Annotated in this window: 18 protein-coding genes and 1 tRNA gene; 8 read left to right on the top strand and 11 right to left on the bottom strand. The window is 64.2% G+C overall.

Features of this window, described 5'->3' with window-relative positions:
- The first annotated feature begins 109 nt into the window (after window positions 1-109).
- The 5 genes from BLS27_RS22840 to BLS27_RS22820 all read left to right on the top strand — a co-directional run bounded on the left by BLS27_RS22840 (window position 110) and on the right by BLS27_RS22820 (window position 3,973).
- Window positions 110-682 carry a DUF2796 domain-containing protein gene (locus tag BLS27_RS22840; RefSeq protein ID WP_090346919.1) on the top strand — a complete coding sequence of 191 codons (573 nt, stop codon included), beginning with the start codon at window positions 110-112 and terminating at the stop codon, window positions 680-682.
- Complete coding sequence (locus BLS27_RS22835) at window positions 683-1,393, top strand: ABC transporter ATP-binding protein (protein WP_043210239.1); 711 nt, start codon at window positions 683-685, stop codon at window positions 1,391-1,393.
- The gene (locus tag BLS27_RS22830; protein ID WP_043210242.1) at window positions 1,393-2,658 is read left to right on the top strand and encodes an ABC transporter permease; all 1,266 of its coding nucleotides are present in this window, start codon (window positions 1,393-1,395) and stop codon (window positions 2,656-2,658) included. The genes BLS27_RS22835 and BLS27_RS22830 overlap by 1 nt, the downstream gene beginning before the upstream one ends.
- Window positions 2,659-2,667: 9 nt before the next feature.
- Window positions 2,668-3,180 carry a DUF3299 domain-containing protein gene (locus BLS27_RS22825; RefSeq protein ID WP_043210245.1) on the top strand — a complete coding sequence of 171 codons (513 nt, stop codon included), beginning with the start codon at window positions 2,668-2,670 and terminating at the stop codon, window positions 3,178-3,180.
- A 109-nt stretch (window positions 3,181-3,289) separates the two neighbouring features.
- On the top strand, window positions 3,290-3,973 hold the full coding sequence (locus tag BLS27_RS22820) for an OmpW/AlkL family protein (protein WP_043210247.1): 684 nt from the start codon (window positions 3,290-3,292) through the stop codon (window positions 3,971-3,973).
- Here the strand turns inward: BLS27_RS22820 and BLS27_RS22815 are convergent.
- Entirely contained in the window at window positions 3,961-5,178 is a 1,218-nt protein-coding gene (locus tag BLS27_RS22815) for an MFS transporter (protein ID WP_090346933.1), read from the bottom strand. The two genes, BLS27_RS22820 and BLS27_RS22815, sit on opposite strands and share 13 nt — an antisense overlap.
- A gap of 136 nt (window positions 5,179-5,314) precedes the next feature.
- Between BLS27_RS22815 and BLS27_RS22810 the strand changes: the two genes are divergently transcribed.
- Window positions 5,315-5,761, top strand: coding sequence for a winged helix-turn-helix transcriptional regulator (locus tag BLS27_RS22810; protein ID WP_090346918.1), 447 nt, complete (start codon window positions 5,315-5,317; stop codon window positions 5,759-5,761).
- Window positions 5,762-5,787: 26 nt separating this feature from the next.
- On the opposite strand, the gene BLS27_RS22805 is transcribed toward BLS27_RS22810, so the two are convergent.
- From BLS27_RS22805 to BLS27_RS22795, 3 genes are all read right to left on the bottom strand, one after another.
- Window positions 5,788-6,720, bottom strand: a complete 933-nt coding sequence (locus tag BLS27_RS22805; protein WP_090346917.1) for an NAD-dependent epimerase/dehydratase family protein — start codon at window positions 6,718-6,720, stop codon at window positions 5,788-5,790.
- Complete coding sequence (locus tag BLS27_RS22800; protein WP_043210252.1) at window positions 6,713-7,597, bottom strand: sugar nucleotide-binding protein; 885 nt, start codon at window positions 7,595-7,597, stop codon at window positions 6,713-6,715. The genes BLS27_RS22805 and BLS27_RS22800 overlap by 8 nt, the downstream gene beginning before the upstream one ends.
- Before the next feature lie 157 nt (window positions 7,598-7,754).
- On the bottom strand, window positions 7,755-8,567 hold the full coding sequence (locus tag BLS27_RS22795) for a helix-turn-helix domain-containing protein (protein ID WP_043210254.1): 813 nt from the start codon (window positions 8,565-8,567) through the stop codon (window positions 7,755-7,757).
- A gap of 175 nt (window positions 8,568-8,742) precedes the next feature.
- On the opposite strand from BLS27_RS22795, the gene BLS27_RS22790 reads away from it, so the two are divergent.
- Both BLS27_RS22790 and BLS27_RS22785 read left to right on the top strand, forming a co-directional pair.
- Window positions 8,743-10,185, top strand: a complete 1,443-nt coding sequence (locus BLS27_RS22790) for an alanine/glycine:cation symporter family protein (RefSeq protein WP_043210256.1) — start codon at window positions 8,743-8,745, stop codon at window positions 10,183-10,185.
- A 70-nt stretch (window positions 10,186-10,255) separates the two neighbouring features.
- Entirely contained in the window at window positions 10,256-11,245 is a 990-nt protein-coding gene (locus BLS27_RS22785; RefSeq protein WP_090346916.1) for an asparaginase, read from the top strand.
- A 74-nt stretch (window positions 11,246-11,319) separates the two neighbouring features.
- On the opposite strand, the gene BLS27_RS22780 is transcribed toward BLS27_RS22785, so the two are convergent.
- The 7 genes from BLS27_RS22780 to fdnG all read right to left on the bottom strand — a co-directional run bounded on the left by BLS27_RS22780 (window position 11,320) and on the right by fdnG (window position 20,462).
- Window positions 11,320-11,415: transfer RNA gene (locus tag BLS27_RS22780), tRNA-Sec, on the bottom strand.
- Window positions 11,416-11,421: 6 nt separating this feature from the next.
- Entirely contained in the window at window positions 11,422-13,344 is a 1,923-nt protein-coding gene (gene selB, locus BLS27_RS22775; protein WP_090346915.1) for a selenocysteine-specific translation elongation factor, read from the bottom strand.
- The gene (selA, locus tag BLS27_RS22770; RefSeq protein ID WP_090346914.1) at window positions 13,341-14,768 is read right to left on the bottom strand and encodes an L-seryl-tRNA(Sec) selenium transferase; all 1,428 of its coding nucleotides are present in this window, start codon (window positions 14,766-14,768) and stop codon (window positions 13,341-13,343) included. The genes selB and selA overlap by 4 nt, the downstream gene beginning before the upstream one ends.
- A gap of 97 nt (window positions 14,769-14,865) precedes the next feature.
- Window positions 14,866-15,786 carry a formate dehydrogenase accessory protein FdhE gene (gene fdhE / locus BLS27_RS22765; RefSeq protein ID WP_090346913.1) on the bottom strand — a complete coding sequence of 307 codons (921 nt, stop codon included), beginning with the start codon at window positions 15,784-15,786 and terminating at the stop codon, window positions 14,866-14,868.
- A gap of 4 nt (window positions 15,787-15,790) precedes the next feature.
- On the bottom strand, window positions 15,791-16,447 hold the full coding sequence (locus BLS27_RS22760; RefSeq protein WP_090346912.1) for a formate dehydrogenase subunit gamma: 657 nt from the start codon (window positions 16,445-16,447) through the stop codon (window positions 15,791-15,793).
- Entirely contained in the window at window positions 16,444-17,394 is a 951-nt protein-coding gene (gene fdxH, locus BLS27_RS22755) for a formate dehydrogenase subunit beta (protein WP_043210267.1), read from the bottom strand. Before fdxH ends, BLS27_RS22760 begins: the two co-directional genes overlap by 4 nt.
- On the bottom strand, window positions 17,394-20,462 hold the full coding sequence (fdnG, locus tag BLS27_RS22750; RefSeq protein WP_139205773.1) for a formate dehydrogenase-N subunit alpha: 3,069 nt from the start codon (window positions 20,460-20,462) through the stop codon (window positions 17,394-17,396). Before fdnG ends, fdxH begins: the two co-directional genes overlap by 1 nt.
- Window positions 20,463-20,509 lie beyond the last annotated feature (47 nt).

Raw genomic sequence — 20,509 nt, 5'->3', positions numbered from 1 at the left:
ATGGCTTCATGCTCCCATGAACATGAAACCTGCGCCAGGCAGGTGGTCAGCGCCGAAAAACTTGTTATAACATTACGAAACCATTTCTTGCCCGCCCCTGGAGTCCTCCATGCGCCGCTTGCTTCTCGCCCTACCCTTCGCCCTGCTTCCCTTGGTTGCAGCCCAGGCCCACGATGATCACGATCATGCCCACGGTACCCTCGGCGCCCATGAACATGGTGTGGCCACGCTCAACGTGGTGCTCGATGGCAATACCCTGGAACTGGAGCTGGACAGCCCGGCGATGAACCTGGTCGGCTTCGAGCATGCAGCCACCCGCGACACCGACAAGGCCAAGGTCGCCGCCGTACGCCAGCAACTTGAGCAACCGTTGAAGTTATTCGGCGTGGACCAGGCCGCCGGTTGCACGGAGGACGCCCAGGAACTCGGCAGCCCGCTGTTTGGCGATGCACCACACGCCCACGACGATGACGAGCATGGTCACGAGCACGGGCATGAACACGCCGACGTCAACGCCCATTACCAATTCAAATGCGTAGCGCCTGGCAAGCTCGCCCAGGTAGACCTCGCCCCGCTGTTCCGGGCTTTCCCGGCGACCCAGAAGATCAATGTGCAATTGATTGGCCCGAACGGCCAGAAAGGCCTGCAAGCCTCCCCCACCAACAGCGTGGTCGCGTTCTGAATGAGCCAGGCGCTGATCGACCTGCAAGGGCTGCGGTTCGCCTGGCCCGGCCAGCCACCTTTGCTGGACATCCCCGCGTTTCGCCTGCAAGCCGGTGAAGCGCTGTTCCTCAAGGGCCCTAGCGGTAGCGGCAAGACTACATTGCTCGGCTTGCTGGGCGGAGTGAATCGCCCCGATCAAGGCCGGATCCTGCTGCTCGGCCAGGACCTCGCCGCCTTGGGCCAGGGCGCCCGTGATCGGTTTCGGGTCGACCACACCGGCTATATCTTCCAGCAGTTCAACCTGCTGGCGTTTCTCTCGGTACGGGAGAACGTCGAGTTGCCCTGCCGCTTCTCACGCAGCCGCGCCGCACGGGCGGTCCAGCGCCATGGCAGCATCGACCAGGCGGCCGCCACGCTGTTGGCCCACCTGGGCCTGACTGACCCGGCGCTACTTGCCCGGCGCGCAGACAGCCTGTCGATCGGCCAGCAGCAGCGGGTCGCCGCCGCCAGGGCGTTGATTGGCCAGCCCGAGCTGGTGATCGCCGACGAGCCCACCTCGGCGCTGGATGCCGATACCCGCGAGGCGTTCATCCGCCTGTTGTTCGACGAATGCCGTGCGGCCGGCTCCAGCCTGCTGTTCGTCAGCCATGACCAGAGCCTGGCTCCGCTGTTCGACCGTCACTTGTCCTTGGTCGAACTCAATCGCGCGGCCAAGCCCCAGGAGGCCTGATGTACTTGCTCCGCCTTGCCCTGGCCAGCCTGGCCAACCGCCGCTTCACCGCCTTCCTGACGGCCTTTGCCATCGCACTGTCGGTGTGCCTGTTGCTGGCTGTCGAGCGCGTGCGCACGGAGGCCCGCGCCAGCTTCGCCAGCACCATCAGCGGCACCGACCTGATCGTCGGCGCCCGCTCGGGGTCGGTGAACCTGTTGCTGTACTCGGTGTTTCGCATCGGCAATGCCACCAACAACATCCGCTGGGACAGCTTCGAACACTACGCCAAGGACCCGCGGGTGAAATGGGCCATCCCGATTTCCCTCGGCGACTCCCATCGCGGCTATCGGGTGATGGGTACCACAGGCGATTACTTCGACCATTACCAGTTCGCACGCCAGCAACATCTGGCCCTGAGCCAGGGCCGGCCCTTCGCAGCGGACCCGTTCGAAGTGGTGCTGGGCGCCGAAGTGGCCGAGGCGCTGCACTACAAACTCGGTGACAAGCTGGTGCTGGCGCACGGCGTGGCCGCCATCAGTCTGGTCAAGCACGACGACAAACCCTTTACCGTCGTCGGCATCCTCGAACGCACCGGCACGCCGGTGGACCGCACCCTGCACATCAGCCTGGCCGGCATGGAGGCAATCCACGTCGATTGGCACAACGGCGTTCCAGCCCGTGGCGCCGGACGCATCAGCGCCGACCAGGCGCGCGGCATGGACTTGCAACCCGCCGCGATCACGGCGTTCATGCTGGGCCTGAACAACAAGATCGCCACCTTCAGCCTGCAGCGAGAAATCAACGAATTCCGTAGCGAGCCGCTGCTGGCAATCCTCCCTGGGGTTGCTCTGCAGGAACTCTGGAGCCTGATGGGCACAGCCGAACAGGCATTGTTCGTGGTGTCGCTGTTCGTGGTACTGACGGGTTTGATTGGCATGCTCACGGCGATCCTCACCAGCCTCAACGAGCGCCGCCGGGAAATGGCCATCCTGCGCTCGGTGGGCGCGCGCCCCTGGCACATAGCCGGGCTGTTGGTGCTCGAAGCGCTCACCCTGGCACTGGCCGGTATCGGTGCCGGGCTAGGCTTGCTGTATGCGGGAATCGCCCTGACCCAAGGCTACGTGCAGGCCAACTATGGCCTCTACCTGCCGCTGGCTTGGCCGAGCGCCCATGAATGGACGCTGCTGGCGATCATCCTGGGTGCCGCGCTGCTGATGGGCAGCGTGCCGGCCTGGCGTGCCTATCGTCAGTCTTTGGCCGATGGCCTGTCGATCCATCTCTGAGAATCGATCATGCGTCGCAAACTTGTACTGTTGCTGCTGTTCATTCTGTCCCCTGCCTGGGGCGACGAGCCCAGAACCCTGGACTGGCCTGCCTTGATCCCGGAGGGGGCGCCGGTGGTCCCAGCCCAGATGGCACCGCTGCATGATCTGTCACAACTGGGTAACGCCCTGGCCGAATCAGCCCCTGCCGCGCGCCAGCAGGCGCCCCACGCTCCGGTGGTCAAGGCGCTGGATGGGCAGTGGGTCAAGCTGCCCGGCTACATCGTGCCGCTGGAAGTGAGCGAGGAAGGCCGTACCACCGAGTTCCTCCTGGTGCCCTATTACGGCGCCTGCATCCACGTGCCGCCGCCACCGCCGAACCAGATCGTGCATATCGTCAGCGAGATGGGCGTGCGCATCGAAGACCTCTACCAGCCCTACTGGATCGAAGGCCGGATGCAGGTCAAAGCCACCAGCAGTGAACTGGCCGATGCCGGTTACCAGATGGAAGCTGAAAAGATCTACGCCTACGAGCTTCAATGAGCGCTGTTTAGGCGTTGTGACACGTCTTCGTTGAGCTGAATCAACAGTTCGTTTCGGCCGGCTCCTTACCATTGGACTACTCGATTACTTACGTCCTTTGGGAGCTTCCATGAACAAGTCCTTGCTCGGCGCCTCGCTCATTGCCCTGGCGCTCGCTGCCCCCGTCGCCCATGCCCACCAGGCCGGTGACTTCATCATGCGTGCCGGTGCCATCACCGTAGCGCCGAACGAAGACAGCAGCGACCTCAAGCTCGATGGCACCAAGGTATCGGGCACCAAGGCGACCCTGGACAGCGACACCCAGCTGGGCCTGACCTTCGCCTACATGCTCACCGACCACGTCGGCCTGGAGCTGCTGGCTGCCACGCCGTTCAACCACACCGTAGCTGTCAAAGGCCTTGGCCCTGGCCTGGATGGCAAGCTGGCCGACATCAAGCAACTGCCGCCGACCCTGTCGCTGCAGTACTACCCGATGGAGCCTTCCTCGAAGTTCCAGCCTTACGCGGGCGTTGGCATCAACTACACCACCTTCTTCGATGAAGACCTCAGCAGCTCCCGCAAGAAGCAGGGCTTCAGCAACCTGAAGCTGCAAGATTCGGTGGGTCTGGCTGCCCAGCTGGGCATGGACTACATGCTCACCGAGAATCTGCTGGTCAACGCCTCGGTCTGGTACATCGACATCGACACCAAGGCCACCGTGGACGGCCCAAGCGCCCTGAGCGTGGGCAAGACCAAGGTCGACGTGGATGTCGATCCGTGGGTCTACATGGTGGGCCTGGGCTACAAGTTCTGATCCCCACCCGACATGGCGGCCTCGGCCGCCATGTCACGCTTCACGCTCCCGCCAAACTCCAGGCACCCCCAGTAGCCCAAGGCCAAAGCGCTGATCGACGCGCCCAGGCCACACACCGCCAGCCAGCCCCATCGGGCATATACCCAGGTCGCGGCCACCGCCCCTAACCCACTGCCGATCGAATAACAGCACATGTAGGCGCCGATCAGCCGACTCGCCATTTCGCCACGTCCGGCCAGCAGCAGGCTCTGGTTGGTCACATGCACCGCCTGCACTGCTAAATCCAGAATCAACACCCCCACCACCAAGGCCCATAGTGATTGCTCGAGCAGGGCGCTCGGCAGCCATGAAAACGCCAGCAGCCCCAATGCCAGGCCAGTGGTACGGTTGCCCAGCCCGCGATCGGCCAGGCGTCCAGCGCACGACGCCGACAAAGCACCGGCCAGGCCCGCCAGACCGAACAGGCCAACCTGGGTAGGGCTCAGGGCCAAGGGCGCAACGCTCAGGGGCAATACCATGGCGCTCCAGAACACACTGAAGACGGCGAAGACCAGCAACGCGAACAGGCCACGCTGGCGTAACAGCCGATCATGCCGATACAACCCGACCAGCGAGCCCAGCAGTCTCCAGTACCCCGGCCCCTGTTGATTGCGCGCGACAGCAGGCAACGCCCGCCACAACAGCAATGCCATCGCCAGCGACAAGCCGGCCGCCCCGACATAGACACCACGCCAGCCGGTCAGGTCGGCAAGGCCACCTGCGACCAGACGCGCCAGCAGGATACCCACCACCACGCCACTGGTGACCGTGCCCACCACCTGCCCTTGTCTGGACGGCGAAGCCAAGGTTGCGGCATGAGCGACCATTACCTGAACCACCACCGCCATCAGCCCGACCATTCCCATGGCTGCCAGCAGCACGGCCCAATCCCAGGCCATGCTCACTGCCAGCAATGCCAACGCCGACATCAGCAATTGACCAAGAATCAGGCGCTTGCGATCAAGCAGATCGCCTAACGGAACAATCAGTAGCAAGCCAATGGCGTACCCCGCCTGGGTCGCGCCCACCACTAAGCCGATGTAGGCCTGGGGTATCGCCAGGCTGCGCGCCATGGATTCGAGTAAAGGTTGGGCGAAGTACACCGTCGCGACCGCCAGGGCACAGGCGGCCGCGAGCAGCAAGGTCAGCGCCCGGCTTGGCTGCATGTGGCCAGGCGACGCGGATGTCAGGGAAGGCATGGCAAGCTCCTCAGGCAATCTGGTTTCAAATAGAAACCAGCTGCTGGCTATTTAGCAAAGCTGGTTTTAATCTGCAACCAGTTATCCCGCACAGAGTACGCCCATGCCCGACGAGAGAAACGACCCCTGCCCGGTGGCCCGTGCCCTGGACGTAATCGGCGACCGTTGGTCGATGATGATCCTGCGAGACGCCTTCGATGGCCTGCGACGTTTCAGTGAGTTCCAGAAAAACCTGGGACTGGCGAAGAACATCCTGGCCGCGCGGCTGAAGCTGCTGGTGGAAAGCGGATTGCTCGAACTGCAGCCGGCGTCCGATGGCAGTGCCTACAAGGAATACGTGCTGACCGAGCAAGGGCGCGCGGTCTTTCCTGTGGTCATTGGCTTACGCCAGTGGGGGGAGCGCTTCCTGTTCAAGGCGGGGGATGAGCGCTCGGTGCTGCTGGACAACGTCAACGGCCAACCCATCGAACGCCTGCAGGTGCGGGCCAAGGATGGCCGTTTACTCGGCCCGCAGGACTGCCATCGCCAGCGCGTACGCCATGGGCAATGACCCGTGACGCGCGCTGATCAAGGAGATCAGGCTTTGCCCAACAGCCGGGCCAATCCGTCGACCATCGAGGTAGGCTGCGGGAAGTCGAAACGCGCCAGCAGGCGGGAGTTGTCCGCCCGTGAATGGCGGATGTCGCCCGAGCGCGCCGGCCCGTGATGGATGGCAGGCAAACTGCCGACCACCTTTTCCAGCGCCGCCAGCAACTGGTTCAGCGAGGTCGCCTGGTTCAGGCCAATGTTCACCGCGCCTTCCTCGACCTGTTCAAGTTCCAGCGCCTGGACCATCACCTGGACCAGATCGCCCACGTATAGGAAGTCTCGCGTTTGCTCGCCATCGCCGAAGACCGTGATCGGCAGGCCTTGGGTAGCACGTTCGCAGAAGATACTGATGACCCCGCTATAGGGCGAAGATGGATCCTGGCGCGGTCCGAAGATATTGAAGAAACGGAACACCACCGGCTCCAGCGCGTGCTGACGACGATAGAAGTCCAAGTACTGCTCGCTGGCCAGCTTGTCCACCGCATAAGGGGTCAGCGGCGCCTTGGGCGTGTCCTCGGCAATCGATTGGCCCTCGCCGTTGTTGCCATAAACCGCCGCGCTGGAGGCGAACAACACACGCCGCACGCCCTCCAGGCGCATGGCTTCGCAGACATTGAGGGTACCGATGAAGTTGCTTTGGTGGGTACGCACCGGGTCTTCGACCGACGCCTGTACCGACGCGACCGCGGCCAGGTGCACCACGGCGCGACAGCCTGCCGTGGCCCGGCGTACCAGTTCGGCATCGGCGACGTCGCCTTCGACCAGGTCCAGGCCGGGATGGTCCAGACGCAGGTTGGCGCGCTTGCCGGTGGAGAGGTCATCGAGCACCCGTACCGCATAGCCTTTATCCAGCAACGCATCGCACAGGTGGGAGCCAATGAAGCCGGCACCGCCGGTGATCAGGATGGGGGCGTCAGCCATGTCGGTAGAACCGGTCCAGTAGAGACGGCAAGCCGGCGCGCCAGGCGCGGGGCTTGATGCCGAAGGTGTGAAGAATCTTTTTGCAGGCCAGCACCGCGTTCTGCGGTTCCTCGCTGGCATCGGGGCGCGCGGCATGGGCCTGGGGCGTAGGGGCCTGCACGGCCAGCTTGTGCCACTGCGCCGCCTCGCCGAGGATCGCCTGGCCCAGCGCCAGCGGCGTGGTCGCCTCGTTGCCGGCGTAGTGGTAGGTACCCCACAGGGGTGCGTCGCAATCGAGCTGCTTGAGCACCGAGAGAATCACCCGTGCGGCGTCGTCGACCGGCGTCGGATTGCCGCGGCGGTCATCGGCCAGCAGCAGCTCCTGGGGTTGTTCGGCGCGGGTGAGGAAGCGGCCGAGCACGCCGTCGATGCTTTCGTCGAGCACCCAGCCAAAACGCAGCAGCACATGCTGCGGACAGGTCGCCCGAACGCTCTGTTCGATCCGCCAGAGCGCCTGGCCACGCAGGCCCAAGGGCACCGGCTCATCCTTTTCGCTGTAGGCCGTGGCCCTTGAGCCATCGAACACTCGGTAGCTCGAAGGCTGCACGAGAATGATCTGGTGGTGCTGGCAGAGCTCGGCCAGCCGCTCAACGGCCCGCTCCTGCAACGCCAGGCGTTGTTCGCTGACCGACTCGGCCTGGAACCAGTCGAAATAGTACGCCAGGTTGACCACGACATCGGGACGGTGATCGTCAAGCAATTGCGTAAGACTGGCCGGCCCCCAGCCGTTCTCCGGTGGGCGCGGCGCCAGGAATCCGATGTCCTCTTCGGCCCCGAGACGAATCAGCGCTTGCCCGAGGGCATTGCCACCACCCAACAGCATCAGGCGCATACGCATAGAGTCAGCAGATCCGAACAGGTTGATAGAAAGAAGCGGACATTTTGCGGGTTCCTCTCGGGGAAGTCCAACCACAGCACATGCCTGGGCGCGACAGGACATCCGGCGTCGATGACGAATTGCCAAGCAGCGCGGCGCATGCGTCGCGGGACCGCGCTCACTCGATCTCGAACAAGCCGTTGCTGATCGGCCCTGCCTTCAGGCGCTCGCGTACGTCGTCATCGATGCGCGGGTCGTCCGGGCGGTACAGCCTCACCTGGCGGTAGGCGTTGATGCGGTTGATCTCCTCGCCCAGGTACTCCCATACCACGCGGGTACAGGCCGGGTTGCGCCGATCCCCACTGGAGACTCCGGTCTTCAAACCGTTGAGCCGGGTGATGCGGCTCTTGAAGCTGGGGATGAGCACGGTCTGGCTCATCTCGTTGAGCGTCAGTGATTCGTAGTCGATCAGAAAGACCCGGTCCTGCAACTGGAAGGCTGCGCCGAGGTAGCGGCAACGTACCTCTGCATGCAGATCGGTGGCACTGGAGCGCTCCTGTCGCTCCTGGCGCTCGAACAGAAAGCTGCCGCGCTCCTCCCACAGGTGCACCAGCGACACCAGAATCGAGCCTGGGACCGACATGCAGTTGGAATATTCGAAGTAATAGCCGCAATAACGCGACAGATTGCCCGCATGGGCATGCAGCGGCTTGAACAGCTCGCTGATCGGGTCGTTCTGCGGTCCGGATTCGGCCGACAGATTGCGAGCCCCGATCAGGCGGGCGAACTGCTCAGGCGGCAGACCCAATTCGTATTCCTCGACACCGAAGAAGTCGCCGATGCGCTTGAGGTTGTAAGCCGTCGGACGGCTCTGGCCGCTGAGGTACTTGTTGAACTGCGCGCGGTTGATCGAAAGCTGTCGGCAAACCTCTGAAATAGAGCGGTAATGACTGCACGCCAGTTTGAGATTGATAGCGAAATGATCGCCCATGAGAAGGGTCCATATGATGCGAGTGGTGCAAGTTTAGCATCAAGTCGCATCAAGTCAGAGCAACACGCGAAATTGTAACCGTTGTTGTCATGGCCAACCATGCGCCCCCAATAGCGGTGCGCCTGCCGCCCGCTGGTCTTTCCACACGAACAATAAGAATCGAGGTCATTTTTCAATGCTCGAAGCACTCAACGATTTCCTTTCCGGGAAACTCCTCATCGTGCTGATCGTCGGACTCGGCGGTTACTTCACCATCCGTTCTCGGTTCGTCCAGTTCCGTCATTTCGGCCACATGTTCGGGGTCTTCAAGGAATCCCTCCGCGGCCAGGCAGGCCAACTGAGCTCGTTCCAGGCCCTGATGCTGAGCCTTGCCGGCCGTGTAGGCGCAGGTAACATCGCGGGCGTCGGCATCGCCGTGACCCTCGGTGGCCCAGGCGCCGTGTTCTGGATGTGGGTCACCGCGCTGGTGGGCATGTCCAGCAGCTTCTTCGAATGCACCCTGGCCCAGGTCTACAAGCGCGCCGACGGCGACGGCCTGTACCGCGGCGGCCCGGCGTACTACATCCAGCACGGCCTGAAGCTCAAAAGCATGGCGATCGTGTTCTCGATCCTGCTGCTTGTCACCTACGGCTTCGCCTTCATCGGCCTGCAGTCGTACACCGTGACCCACTCGCTGCAGAACGCCTTTGCCTTCGATCCAAAGCACACCGGCATCGTCCTGGCCGTGCTGCTGGCCATTACCTTCATCGGCGGCATCAAGCGCATCGCCGCGGTGTCGGACCTGCTGGTTCCGATCAAGACCCTGGCCTACATCGGCGTGACCCTGTACGTGATCGGCACCCAGATCGAACACGTCCCCGCCATGCTGGAAACCATCTTCAAGAGCGCCTTCGGCCTCGACCCTGCGTTCGGCGGCCTGCTCGGCAGCGCCATCGTCATGGGTGTGAAGCGTGGCGTGTTCGCCAACGAAGCGGGCCTGGGCAGTGCGCCGAACGTCGCCGCCGTGGCCGCCGTGAAGCACCCGGGCGCCCAGGGCGTGGTCCAGGCCTTCAGCGTGTTCCTCGATACCTTCGTGATCTGCACCTGCACTGCGCTGCTGATCCTGCTGTCGGGCTTCTACACCCCGGGCTTCGAAGGTGATGGCATCGTCCTGACCCAGAACTCGCTGGCCGCCGTGGTCGGTGACTGGGGCCGTCTGTTCGTCAGCATCGCCCTGTCGCTGTTCGTCTTCACCTGCATCCTCTACAACTACTACCTGGGCGAGAACAGCCTGCAGTTCCTCAGCCGCAACCGCGTCGTGCTGATGATCTTCCGCGGTCTGGTACTGGCGCTGGTGGTATGGGGTTCGATGCAAGACCTGTCGACCGTGTTCGCCTTCGCCGACATCACCATGACTTGCCTGGCGTTCGTCAACTTGATCGCTCTTGCCCTGCTATTCAAGGTCGGTCTGCGCGTGATGCGCGACTACGACGAACAGCGCCGCGCGGGCATCGACCAGCCGGTGTTCGACTCCAGCAAGTTCGCAGACCTGGACCTGGACCGCAACGCCTGGCCGGCCAATCCTCAGGCTGAAACCGCCGCTGACAAAGCCGTCGCCCAAGCTCAGCCACAGCGCTGATATCCTCTGCTGCCCAGCCGCCCCGTCCGGGGCGGCTTTCCTTCTCCGCTCATCGCTACGGATGCTTTCCATGCGTGCAGTCAAGAATCTTCTCGTCCTCTATACCGGTGGCACCATCGGCATGCTGCAGACCCCTGAGGGCCTGGCGCCGGCCAGCGGCTTCGAGGCGCGAATGCGCGAGCACCTGGCGCTGCACGCCGTGGCGCCCCGCCTTCAGTGGTCGCTGCGCGAACTCGACCCATTGATCGACAGCGCCAACATGCAACAGGCCAACTGGCTGGCCATGCGCGATGCCATCGTCGAGGCGGTGGAACACGACGGCCATGACGGTGTGCTGGTGCTGCATGGCACCGATACCCTGGCCTACAGCGCGGCGGCATTGTCGTTCCTGCTGCTGGGCTTGCCTGTACCGGTGTTGCTGACCGGCTCGATGCTGCCGGCCGGTGCGCCGGACAGCGACGCCTGGGACAACCTGCTTGGCGCCCTGAATTTGTTCGAAAGCGGCCTGGGCAATGGCGTGCAGTTGTACTTCCATGGCCAATTGCTGCATGGCTGCCGGGCCTCGAAGCTGCGCAGCGAAGCCTTCGATGCCTTCGCAGCTCTGCCCCGCCACCGCGAAGGCGAGCGCGCCACGGCGATCCCGCCGACACTGGATTATCGCCAACGCCGCCAGCCGGTGCGCCTTGCGGTGCTGCCGGTCGTGCCTGGCCTGCAGGCCGGCTTCGTGCAGGCGATGCTCGCTACCGGCGTGCAGGGTCTGGTGCTGGAATGCTATGGCAGCGGCACCGGCCCTTCGGATGACCAGGCGCTGCTGGACGCGCTGCACGAAGCCCGCACAGGCGGGGTAATGATCGTTGCGATCAGCCAGTGCCCTGAAGGTTCGGTGGTGTTCGATACTTATGCCGCTGGCAGCCGCCTGCGCGATACCGGGTTGGTCAGCGGCGGCGGCATGACCCGCGAGGCGGCGCTGGGCAAGCTGTTCGCACTGCTGGGCGCAGGGCTGGATGTGCAGGCGGCAGAGCACTGGTTTGCCCTGGACCTGTGCGGTGAGCGGGCCTGAAGGTCGTCCAGACTGACGCATTCGCGGCGGTTCGACGCCTCGATAAACTCGCTCCCCAGAGGTTCTCGGAGAAATGGCGGAAGGCAGCGGGAGTCGAACCTGCCCGGGAACGGATGCCGTCCCCAACCGGGTTTGAAGCCCGGCCGCGCCACCGGGCGCGATTGCCTTCCTTGTAGTCAGTGCCTGGTCTGCTGCTCGGCCAGTGCACTGTCGGCTCGGATGTAACGCTGGTCGGCGACCCTCCGGGTCAGGCCGATTCGGTCGAAGTATTCGAGGATCTGAACACTGCGTTTGCGACCGATGCCCAACATATCGCGAAACGCGGCCACCTGCACTATCGGCGTACTGGCCGACAGCTGCAACAGCATGTCTGCCATGCGCCGGACAGTCGCTTCAGGGTAAAAAAGATCGCGCACCACCTGGTGCACCAGCCCCAGCCGCGCCAGCTTGCGCAGCAACAGGCGCACGTCGGCTTCATCGCGTCCTTGCGCCGCGGCCAACGTCCTGACCCAGGGCGGATCGTACTCCCCCCTCGACAACTCAGGCTCCAGCAGCGCCCACAAGACAGCGTCGGCGTCGCTCAATTGCACTTTATGTTCCGGCAAATGCAACCACGGCCCGCTACTGACGACTACGCCGGCTTCGAGCAACTCCTCCAGCAAACTGACGAACGCCGAACGCTCCATGGGCAACGCGGCGAACCTGCGCAGGCGGTCGCGATCCGGCCCCAGCTGGTCAGGCTCCTGCTCATGGAACAGCGCCAACTGCATCGTGACCCGCTCTTTCAGCGCTTGCCAGTGGTGCCTGGCGAATAGCAATGGCCCTTGCCGCGTGGCGATGACCTGGACCGTTTCAGGTAATGCCCAGGTTTCGCGCTGTCGGTTGAACTGACGCTCCAAGCGTTGCGGATCCAGCCCGCCAGGAGCGGCATCGAGCAAGGCCGGCAAGGCCTGCTCCAAGGCATGGGCCTCGCTCAGAGCCTGCAACTGCCGCAGGCGCATTTCACTTCGCCGCTGCCGACTCGGGGCAAAGGGATCGAGCACACGCCCACCGCCCAAGGTACGTTGGGCGCGCTGATCCCTGATCACCAGCCGATCGCCATGCACCGCCTGCAAAGGTGCGTTGAGCAGCAACTGGGCGAACATCCGTTGGCCTGCCTGCAGTTTCTCCCCCTCAAGCAACGCGACACGCGCCGTGACATCCTGAGTGCCCAGATGCACGTGCACGGCGCTGAAATGCTCGAAGGTACGCGTCTCGCTGGGCAATAACGTGAGATCGATATCCACCCGCATGCAGGGTGCATGCAGCCAGTCCGGTACCAGCCAGTCGCCCCGATGGATCTGCTCCAGCGCCAGGCGCTCGGCGTGGAGGTTAAGCGCCACTCGCTGGCCGGCCTGGGCCACCAACGCGGCCTGGTTCTGCGCGTGCAGCCCGCGCACCCGTACCGGCTTGCCGGCCTTGCCCAGCAGCAAGGTATCACCCGCGCTGACCTGCCCGGCCAAGGCGGTGCCGGTGACCACGACGCCGGCGCCGGCCACGGCAAACGCCCGATCCACGGCCAGACGGAAACCGCCGCGTGCGCTGCGTTGACCTACAGTGTGTTCAGCGTCCAGCAGCGCCTGGCGCAACGCCTCGACGCCCTCCCCGGTGAGGCTGGACAACGGGAACTGCTTCGCCTGCGCATAGGGCCCGGGCGCCAGCAGCGCCGACACCTGAGCCTGGACCTGCGTCACCCTCTGCGGCTCGACCCGGTCGCACTTGCTGATCGCCACCAAGGCCTGGGGGATGCCCAGCAGCTCGATGATCGCCAGGTGCTCACGGGTCTGCGGCATGACGCCGTCGTCCGCGGCCACCACCAGCAACACCAGGTCGATGCCATGGGCACCGGCGAGCATGTTGTGGATGAAGCGCTCGTGTCCGGGGACGTCGATGAAACCCGTCAAGGGCGCCCCCTCGGCCAGCGCAGCATAGCGGTAGCCGAGATCGATGGTCATGCCCCGGGCGCGCTCTTCCTGGCGATGGTCACCGGCCTGGCCGGTCAGGGCCTGGAGCAGTGCAGTCTTGCCATGATCGATATGGCCGGCGGTGCCGACGATCACTGGACCGGCCCCAGGCGCAGTGCTGGCAGTTGCGCCAGCCAGTGGGCCTCATCGTCGAGCTGACGCAGGTCGAGCCACAGGGCGTCGTCGTCGATGCGTCCGAGCACCGGCACCGGCAGATCGCGCAAGGCGCGCTCCAGCACGTGCAAACTGCGCCCACGCAGCTTCTTCGACACCTGCGGACGCAGGCACAGGGCGGCGCTGGGCAGACGCGCCACCGGCTGGCTACCACTGCCGATCATGCCCAAGGCCGGCTCGACGCTCACGGTCCATTGCGCCCCCAGGCAGGTTGCGAGCGCTGGAGCCAGGCGCTCGGCCTGGGCCGCAATCTCTTCCTGAGGGCGAGTCAACAGGCGCAGGCTGGGCAAGCGCTCGGCCAGCCGATCCGGATTGCGGTACAGCGCCAGCACGGCCTCCAGCGCGGCCAAGGTGATCTTGTCGACTCGCAGAGCGCGCTTGAGGGGGTTCTTCTTGATCTTGGCGATCAGCTCCTTGCGCCCGACGATGATGCCGGCCTGGGGTCCACCGAGCAGCTTGTCGCCGCTGAAGGTGACGATGTCGGCGCCGTCGGCCAGGGCCTGGCGCACCGTGGGCTCAGCCGGCAGGCCCCAGCGGGTGAGGTCGAGCAGGCTGCCGCTGCCCAGGTCCTCCAGCAGAGGCAAACCATGGGCGTGGGCGATGGCTGCCAGCTCGGCGGTCGATACCTGGGTGGTGAAGCCTTGGATGCTGTAGTTGCTGCAATGCACCCGCATCAGCAAGCCGGTACGCGGGTTGATCGCACCTTCGTAGTCACGGGCGTGGGTGCGGTTGGTGGTGCCGACCTCATGCAGGCGGACACCAGCGCGGGCCATGATGTCGGGGATACGGAAGGCGCCGCCGATTTCGATCAGCTCGCCCCGGGAGATTACGCCCTCCTTGCGCGCGCCCAGGCTGTTGAGTGCCAGCAGCACGGCAGCGGCATTGTTGTTGACCACCGTCACGGCCTCGGCCCCGGTGAGCTCGCGGATCAGACCTTCGATCAGGTCGTCGCGATCACCACGTTTGCCGGTGGCCAGGTCGAACTCCAGGTTCAGCGGGTGGCGCGCGGCGATCTGCATGGCCTCCACTGCCTCCTCAGGCAACAGCGCTCGGCCAAGGTTGGTGTGCAGCACCGTGCCGGTAAGGTTGAAAACACGGCGGACCTGGCTGCGCTGCTGGATGGCCAGGCGTTCGCCGGCGCGGCCATTGAGGACATCCGGCGCCAGCTCGACTGCACTCATCTGGCCAAGGCGAGCGGGTTCGCGCAGATCGCCAAGCAGCTGACGCAGGGTGGCTAGTACTGCCTCGCGGCCATGGCGCTCGATCAGCGGCTCGCAGGTTCGGTGGCGTAGCAGGGTGTCGATGGACGGCAGGCGTGGGGTGCCGCTGGCGGGGCTCGAGGACATGCAGTACTACCTTAAACTGATCCTTAGTCTGTTGTGCCCTGCTAGCGGGCTTACCCGCGAACAGGGCAACTCGATGTTGCAGTGTAGACACTCTCCTCTATCCCGGCGCCAGCATCAGGTTCGGCGCCAGCCGCTGGAAGCCCTCCTCGTCCAGGCGGATATCCAGCGCCAGGCTCGCCAGGTCATCGGCCAGCGGCTCGGCCGCAGCGTCGTTCTCCAAGTAGCTCTGCTTTAGGTAACGCTGGCATCCAGGGCAGCATTCGGCGCGCAGTGGCGCTTTGCCTGGCGCGTGCCGGTCATCCTCGAGGTTGGTGTAACGCAAGTCCTTGCTCGATTCGCAGTACACGCACTTGACCCGCACCACATGCCACTCGCAGGCACACAGTGAACAGACCAGGTATCGCAGGCCATTGTGCTTGCCGCGGTTGCGCACCACCCCAGCCATGGCCGGTGATCCACAGGCCGGACATTGGGCCAGGCTGTCGGCGGGCTTGAGTTCAGCCTCCGGCAGCGCCAGCAGCCAATAGGACCAGGCCGCCTGCAGCGCAGCGCCGATAAAGGGCACCAGCGCCGCCGGCACGGCATCGTACTGGCCGGCCAGCAGGGCAATGGCCCAGCCTTTGCGCTGACTGTCGTCGCTTTCCCGCAAGGTCCGCAGCGCCTCGCCCAAGGGCCCGTCGGACGCCTCATCGAAGCGCTCGAGCAGCGCCTGCAGCCAAGCCAGCCAAGACCCCTCGCGTACCAGGCTGTCGGCTGCCAGCGGCGGCAAGCCATGCCTTATGCACAGGCGCTGGCGCTCGTGTGCCACCGGCAAGTCACCGGGCGGGTTATCCACAAGCTGCTGCTGGAGGCGGCACAACCGCGCGACCAGCATCAGGTACTGGCCAAGGGCATTGCCCTCGGCCAGGTGCTCCAGGCGCTCGGCGCGCCGTTCGAACAGGTTGGCGGGCGGCAGGTTCAGAAACGGCGGCGCCACGGCCGACGCTTCGATCTGCCCGGGTTCAAGTATCGTGCTCAAGCGCTCATCCTTCTTTTCTGCCGTGATTGCCCGGAGACTTGTCGCCGGTCACGTCGCGATACCACAACTCATGGTGCTTGCGTGCCCAAGCGCGGCTGACCGAGCCATGCAGCATGGCGCCTACCGAGCCTTTGATCCAGATGCCGGCATAGATGTGCACGATGATGCTGAGGATCAGCACGAACGCCGCCAGCGCATGAAGCAAGGTCGCCAGGCGAATCGCTCCGATGTCGAAGTATTGGCTGAACCAGGCGCGCCAGATCACCACGCCACTGACCAGTAGCACCAGCATGCACAGCAGCAGGGTCCAGAACAGCAGCTTTTGCCCAGCGTTGTACTTGCCGATCGGAGGTACGCCCTCCTCCTCGTTGCGCATCACCCGGTCGATACGGCGCAGCCACAAACGATCATTGGCAGTGATGAAGTTGGCTCGCCAGAACCGCAGTACCAGCCCCAGGAAGAACACGAACATCGCCACGCCCAGGAATGGGTGCAGGATGCGCGTCCACGGACCACCGCCGAACAGATGGCTGAGCCAGAACAGCGCCGGATGGAACAGTGCCAGCCCCGACAGCCCGGCCATCACGAACAGGATCGCGACGACCCAGTGGTTGCTGCGCTCGTTGGCGTTGTAGCGCAGGATCGGTTTGTTGTCGCTCATGGCCGCGGCCCCCCTTGCCCACCCGGCTTGGTCGGATCATAGACATGCACCGACGGGTCCACCTGATGCACGCTGTCATCGGCAGGCGCCAGGGCGTCGTCCTCCTCGACCCGCTGCGGGCCGACCCGCACATAGTGGAAGAACCCCGCCAGCACTGCCGCGCCCATCGCCAGCAGCGCCAGCGGTTTGCTGATGCCTTTCCACAACCCCACCAACGGGCTGATTACCGGCGCATCCGGCAGCCCGGCGTACAACTTGGGCGTGTCGGCGTGGTGCAGCACATACATCACGTGGGTACCGCCGACGCCATCCGGGTCATACAGCCCGGCCTTGTCGAAGCCCCGGGACTTCAAGTCGACGATGCGCTCGGCGGCATGCACCTTCATTTCATCCTTGCTGCCGAAGACGATCGCCCCGGTCGGGCAGGTCTTCACGCAGGCCGGTTCCAAGCCCACGGCCACGCGGTCGGAACACAGGCTGCATTTGTAGGCCTTGTGGTCTTTCTGCGAAATCCGCGGGATGTTGAACGGGCAGCCGGTGATGCAATAACCGCAGCCGATGCAGTGGTCCTGGTTGAAGTCGACGATGCCGTTGGCGTGCTTGATGATCGCCCCCGGGCTCGGACAGGCCTTCAGGCAACCTGGCTCGGCGCAGTGCATGCAGCCATCCTTGCGAATCAGCCACTCCAGGTTGCCATCGTCGCGTTCGTGCTCGGTGAAGCGCATCAGGGTCCAGGTTTCGGCGGTCAGGTCCTGGGGGTTGTCGTAAGTGCCATGGTTGTGGCCGACCTCGTCACGCAGTTCGTTCCACTCCGAGCACGCCACCTGGCAGGCCTTGCAGCCGATGCACTTGGTAGTGTCGATCAGCTTGGCGACTTCCTGCTGCTGGCGCACCGAAGGCGGTACGGTCGTGGTGGCCGAGCGGGCGATGATGTCTTGCTGGGCCATTAGATTTTCTCCACGTTGACGAGGAACGACTTGGACTCCGGCGTTTGGGTATTGCCATCACCCAGGAACGGCACCAGGGTGTTGGTCAGGTAGCCGTGCCGGGTGATGCCGGTGAAGCCCCAGTGCAGCGGAATGCCAATTTGGTGAACGGTCTGGTTGTTGACCTTCAGCGGACGGATCCGCTTGGTCACCACCGCCACCGCCTCGATATGCCCGCGCTTGGAGCTGACCCGCACCCGGTCGCCCGCCTTGATGCCTTTCTCGTTGGCCAGTACCTCGCCGATCTCGACGAACTGCTCGGGCTGGGCGATGGCGTTGAGGCGGCAGTGCTTGCTCCAGAAGTGGAAGTGCTCGGTCAGTCGGTAGGTGGTCGCCGCGTAAGGGAACTCGTCGGCCTTGCCCAGGGTGTCCCATACCGAGTCGAACACGCGCCCGGCCGGGTTGCTGATGGCCTTCTTGTTCTGCGGGTTGAGCGGGTTGATGCCGATGGGCGTCTCGAACGGCTCGTAGTGCTCGGGGAACGGCCCCTCGGCCATCTTGTCGATGGCGAAGAACCGCGCTACCCCCTCGGGGTTCATGATGAACGGGTTCATCCCCGCTTCCGGCGGCGAGTCGACCTTGAAGTCCGGCACGTCGGTCCCCGTCCAGGCCTTGCCGTTCCACCACACCAGGCGTTTTTTCTCCGGATCCCAAGGCTTGCCTTGCGGGTCGCTGGAGGCGCGGTTGTAGAGGATGCGGCGGTTGGCCGGCCAGGCCCAGGCCCAGTTCTGCACCTGATGCATGCCGTAAGGGTCGCTGTTGTCGCGCCGGGCCATCTGGTTGCCCTGCTCGGTCCAACTACCGGCGAAGATCCAGCAGCCGGACGCCGTACTGCCGTCGTCCTTGAGCTGGCCGAAGCCTGCCAGTTGCTGGCCAGCCTTGAGCGTGGCACCGGTAGGGTCGGTGAAGTCGCCGACCGCCCAGCCGTTCATTTCCTTGGCCAACTCCTCAGGCGAAGGCTCTTCGGGAATCTTGTAAGGCCAGTTGATGTTGAGCAGCGGATCAGGATACGCACCGCCCTCGGTCTTGTAGCGATGACGCAAGCGCAGGAACAGCTCGCTCATGATCTGCACATCGGTGCGGGTCTCGCCCGGCCCATCGGCGCCCTTCCAGTGCCACTGCAACCAGCGACTGCTGTTGACCAGCGAGCCATCCTCCTCGGCAAAACAGGTGGTGGGCAGGCGGATCACTTCGGTCTGGATATTGGCGGTATCGACGTCGTTGAAGGGCCCGGCATTGCGCCAGAACTCGGACGTCTCGGTGGCCAGCGGATCCATCACGACCAGCCACTTGAGCTTGGCCAGCGCAGCGGTGACGCGGTTCTTGTCCGGCAACGCGGCGATCGGATTGAAGCCCTGGCAGAAGTAGCCGTTGACCTTGCCCTGGCTCATCATCTCGAACATGCGCAGCACGTCGTAGGAGCCCACATCGAGCTTGGGCAGCCAGTCATAGCCCCAGTGGTTCTCGGCGGTAGCGTTGGGGCCGTACCAAGCCTTCATGAGGCTGACATGGAACTTGCCGTAGTTCTGCCAGTAGGACAACTGCCCTGGGCGTAGCGGTTTGGAGGCGCGCTTGTCGATGAAGGCGGCGTAGTCCTGCTCGGCATCGCCGGGCAGGGTGAGGTAACCGGGCAGCGAGTTGGACAGCAGCCCCAGGTCGGTCAGGCCCTGGATGTTGGAGTGACCGCGCAGGGCGTTGACCCCGCCCCCCGGCATGCCGACGTTGCCCAGCAGCAGCTGGACCATGGCCGCGCTACGGATGATCTGTGCACCGATCGAATGCTGCGTCCAGCCCAGTGCATACAGGATCGTCATGGTCTTGCCCGGCTGCGAGCAGGTGGCGATCTCTTCCCAGACCTTCATCATGGCGTCCTGGGGCATGCCGCAGGTCATGCTCGCCACTTCCGGGGTGTAGCGGCTGTAATGCTGCTTCATCAACTGGTAGACGCAACGCGGGTGCTGCAAGGTCGGATCGACTTTGGCAAAACCATCCTCGCCCAACTCATAGCCCCAGCCGGACTTGTCGGCGTAGATGCGTTTATCCGCATCATAGCCACTGAACAGCCCGTCCTCGAAGCCATAGCCTTCTTTGACGATGAACGACACGTCAGTGTAGTTGCGCACGTATTCGTGCTGGATCTTGTCGTTGCTCAGCAGGTAGTTGATCAACCCGCCCATGAAGGCGATGTCGGTTCCGGTACGGATCGGCGCGTAATAGTCCGCCACCGAGGCGGTACGCGTGAACCGCGGGTCGACCACGATCAGCCGCGCCTTGTTGTGCGCCTTGGCCTCGGTCACCCACTTGAAGCCGCACGGGTGCGCTTCTGCTGCGTTGCCACCCATCACCAGGACCAGATTCGCATTGGCGATATCGGACCAGTGATTGGTCATGGCACCACGGCCGTACGTCGGGGCAAGACTTGCCACCGTCGGGCCGTGTCAGACACGCGCTTGGTTATCGAACCCCAGAACACCCAATGAACGAATGACCTTATGCGTCAGATAGCCAGCTTCGCTGGAAGCGGCGGACGCTGCGAGAAAGCCCACGCTGAGCCAACGGTTGACCGTCTGCCCTTGGGCGTTCTTCTCGATGAAGTTGGCGTCGCGGTCCTTTTTCACGAGATCGGCGATGCGATCGAGCGCCTCGTCCCAGCTGATCCGGGTCCACTCCTTGCTGCCAGGCTTGCGAACTTCGGGGTATTGCAGGCGGTTCGGGCTGTGGATGAAGTCCAGCAGGCCCGCACCTTTCGGGCACAAGGTCCCGCGGTTGACCGGATGGTCCGCATCGCCCTCGATGTGGATGATGTTCTGTTTGACGTTCTTGCCCGCATCGCCCTGGCTGTACATGATCAGGCCGCAGCCGACCGAGCAGTAGGGGCAGGTGTTACGGGTTTCTTTGGTGTGCGCCAGCTTGAAGTGGCGCACCTGCTCGGCGAACGCGGGGGTCGGGGCCATGCCCAACGCCGCAAGGCTCGAGCCTCCAAGGCCGATCGCGGCGACCTTGAAAAACTGCCGACGGTTGAGGTCCATCGTGCACTCCTGATCAGGTTCTGGACGTCGGGACATCGCCGACGCCT

This window comes from Pseudomonas guariconensis (assembly GCF_900102675.1).
In the GTDB taxonomy this organism is placed as follows: Bacteria; Pseudomonadota; Gammaproteobacteria; order Pseudomonadales; family Pseudomonadaceae; genus Aquipseudomonas; species Aquipseudomonas guariconensis.
The sequence above is the reverse complement of the archived record's forward strand: the minus strand, read 5'-3'. Positions and strand labels throughout refer to the sequence as shown.

Coding starts and splice junctions, on each gene's coding strand:
- BLS27_RS22825 (WP_043210245.1), top strand. CDS start 2,668: ATGCGTCGCAAACTTGTACTGTTGCTGCTGTTCATTCTGTCCCCTGCC.
- BLS27_RS22795 (WP_043210254.1), bottom strand. CDS start 8,567: ATGGGCGATCATTTCGCTATCAATCTCAAACTGGCGTGCAGTCATTAC.
- BLS27_RS22800 (WP_043210252.1), bottom strand. CDS start 7,597: ATGCGTATGCGCCTGATGCTGTTGGGTGGTGGCAATGCCCTCGGGCAA.
- BLS27_RS22810 (WP_090346918.1), top strand. CDS start 5,315: ATGCCCGACGAGAGAAACGACCCCTGCCCGGTGGCCCGTGCCCTGGAC.
- BLS27_RS22830 (WP_043210242.1), top strand. CDS start 1,393: ATGTACTTGCTCCGCCTTGCCCTGGCCAGCCTGGCCAACCGCCGCTTC.
- BLS27_RS22785 (WP_090346916.1), top strand. CDS start 10,256: ATGCGTGCAGTCAAGAATCTTCTCGTCCTCTATACCGGTGGCACCATC.
- BLS27_RS22840 (WP_090346919.1), top strand. CDS start 110: ATGCGCCGCTTGCTTCTCGCCCTACCCTTCGCCCTGCTTCCCTTGGTT.
- BLS27_RS22760 (WP_090346912.1), bottom strand. CDS start 16,447: ATGAGCGACAACAAACCGATCCTGCGCTACAACGCCAACGAGCGCAGC.
- BLS27_RS22815 (WP_090346933.1), bottom strand. CDS start 5,178: ATGCAGCCAAGCCGGGCGCTGACCTTGCTGCTCGCGGCCGCCTGTGCC.
- BLS27_RS22835 (WP_043210239.1), top strand. CDS start 683: ATGAGCCAGGCGCTGATCGACCTGCAAGGGCTGCGGTTCGCCTGGCCC.
- fdxH (WP_043210267.1), bottom strand. CDS start 17,394: ATGGCCCAGCAAGACATCATCGCCCGCTCGGCCACCACGACCGTACCG.
- BLS27_RS22820 (WP_043210247.1), top strand. CDS start 3,290: ATGAACAAGTCCTTGCTCGGCGCCTCGCTCATTGCCCTGGCGCTCGCT.
- BLS27_RS22790 (WP_043210256.1), top strand. CDS start 8,743: ATGCTCGAAGCACTCAACGATTTCCTTTCCGGGAAACTCCTCATCGTG.
- BLS27_RS22805 (WP_090346917.1), bottom strand. CDS start 6,720: ATGGCTGACGCCCCCATCCTGATCACCGGCGGTGCCGGCTTCATTGGC.
- selA (WP_090346914.1), bottom strand. CDS start 14,768: ATGTCCTCGAGCCCCGCCAGCGGCACCCCACGCCTGCCGTCCATCGAC.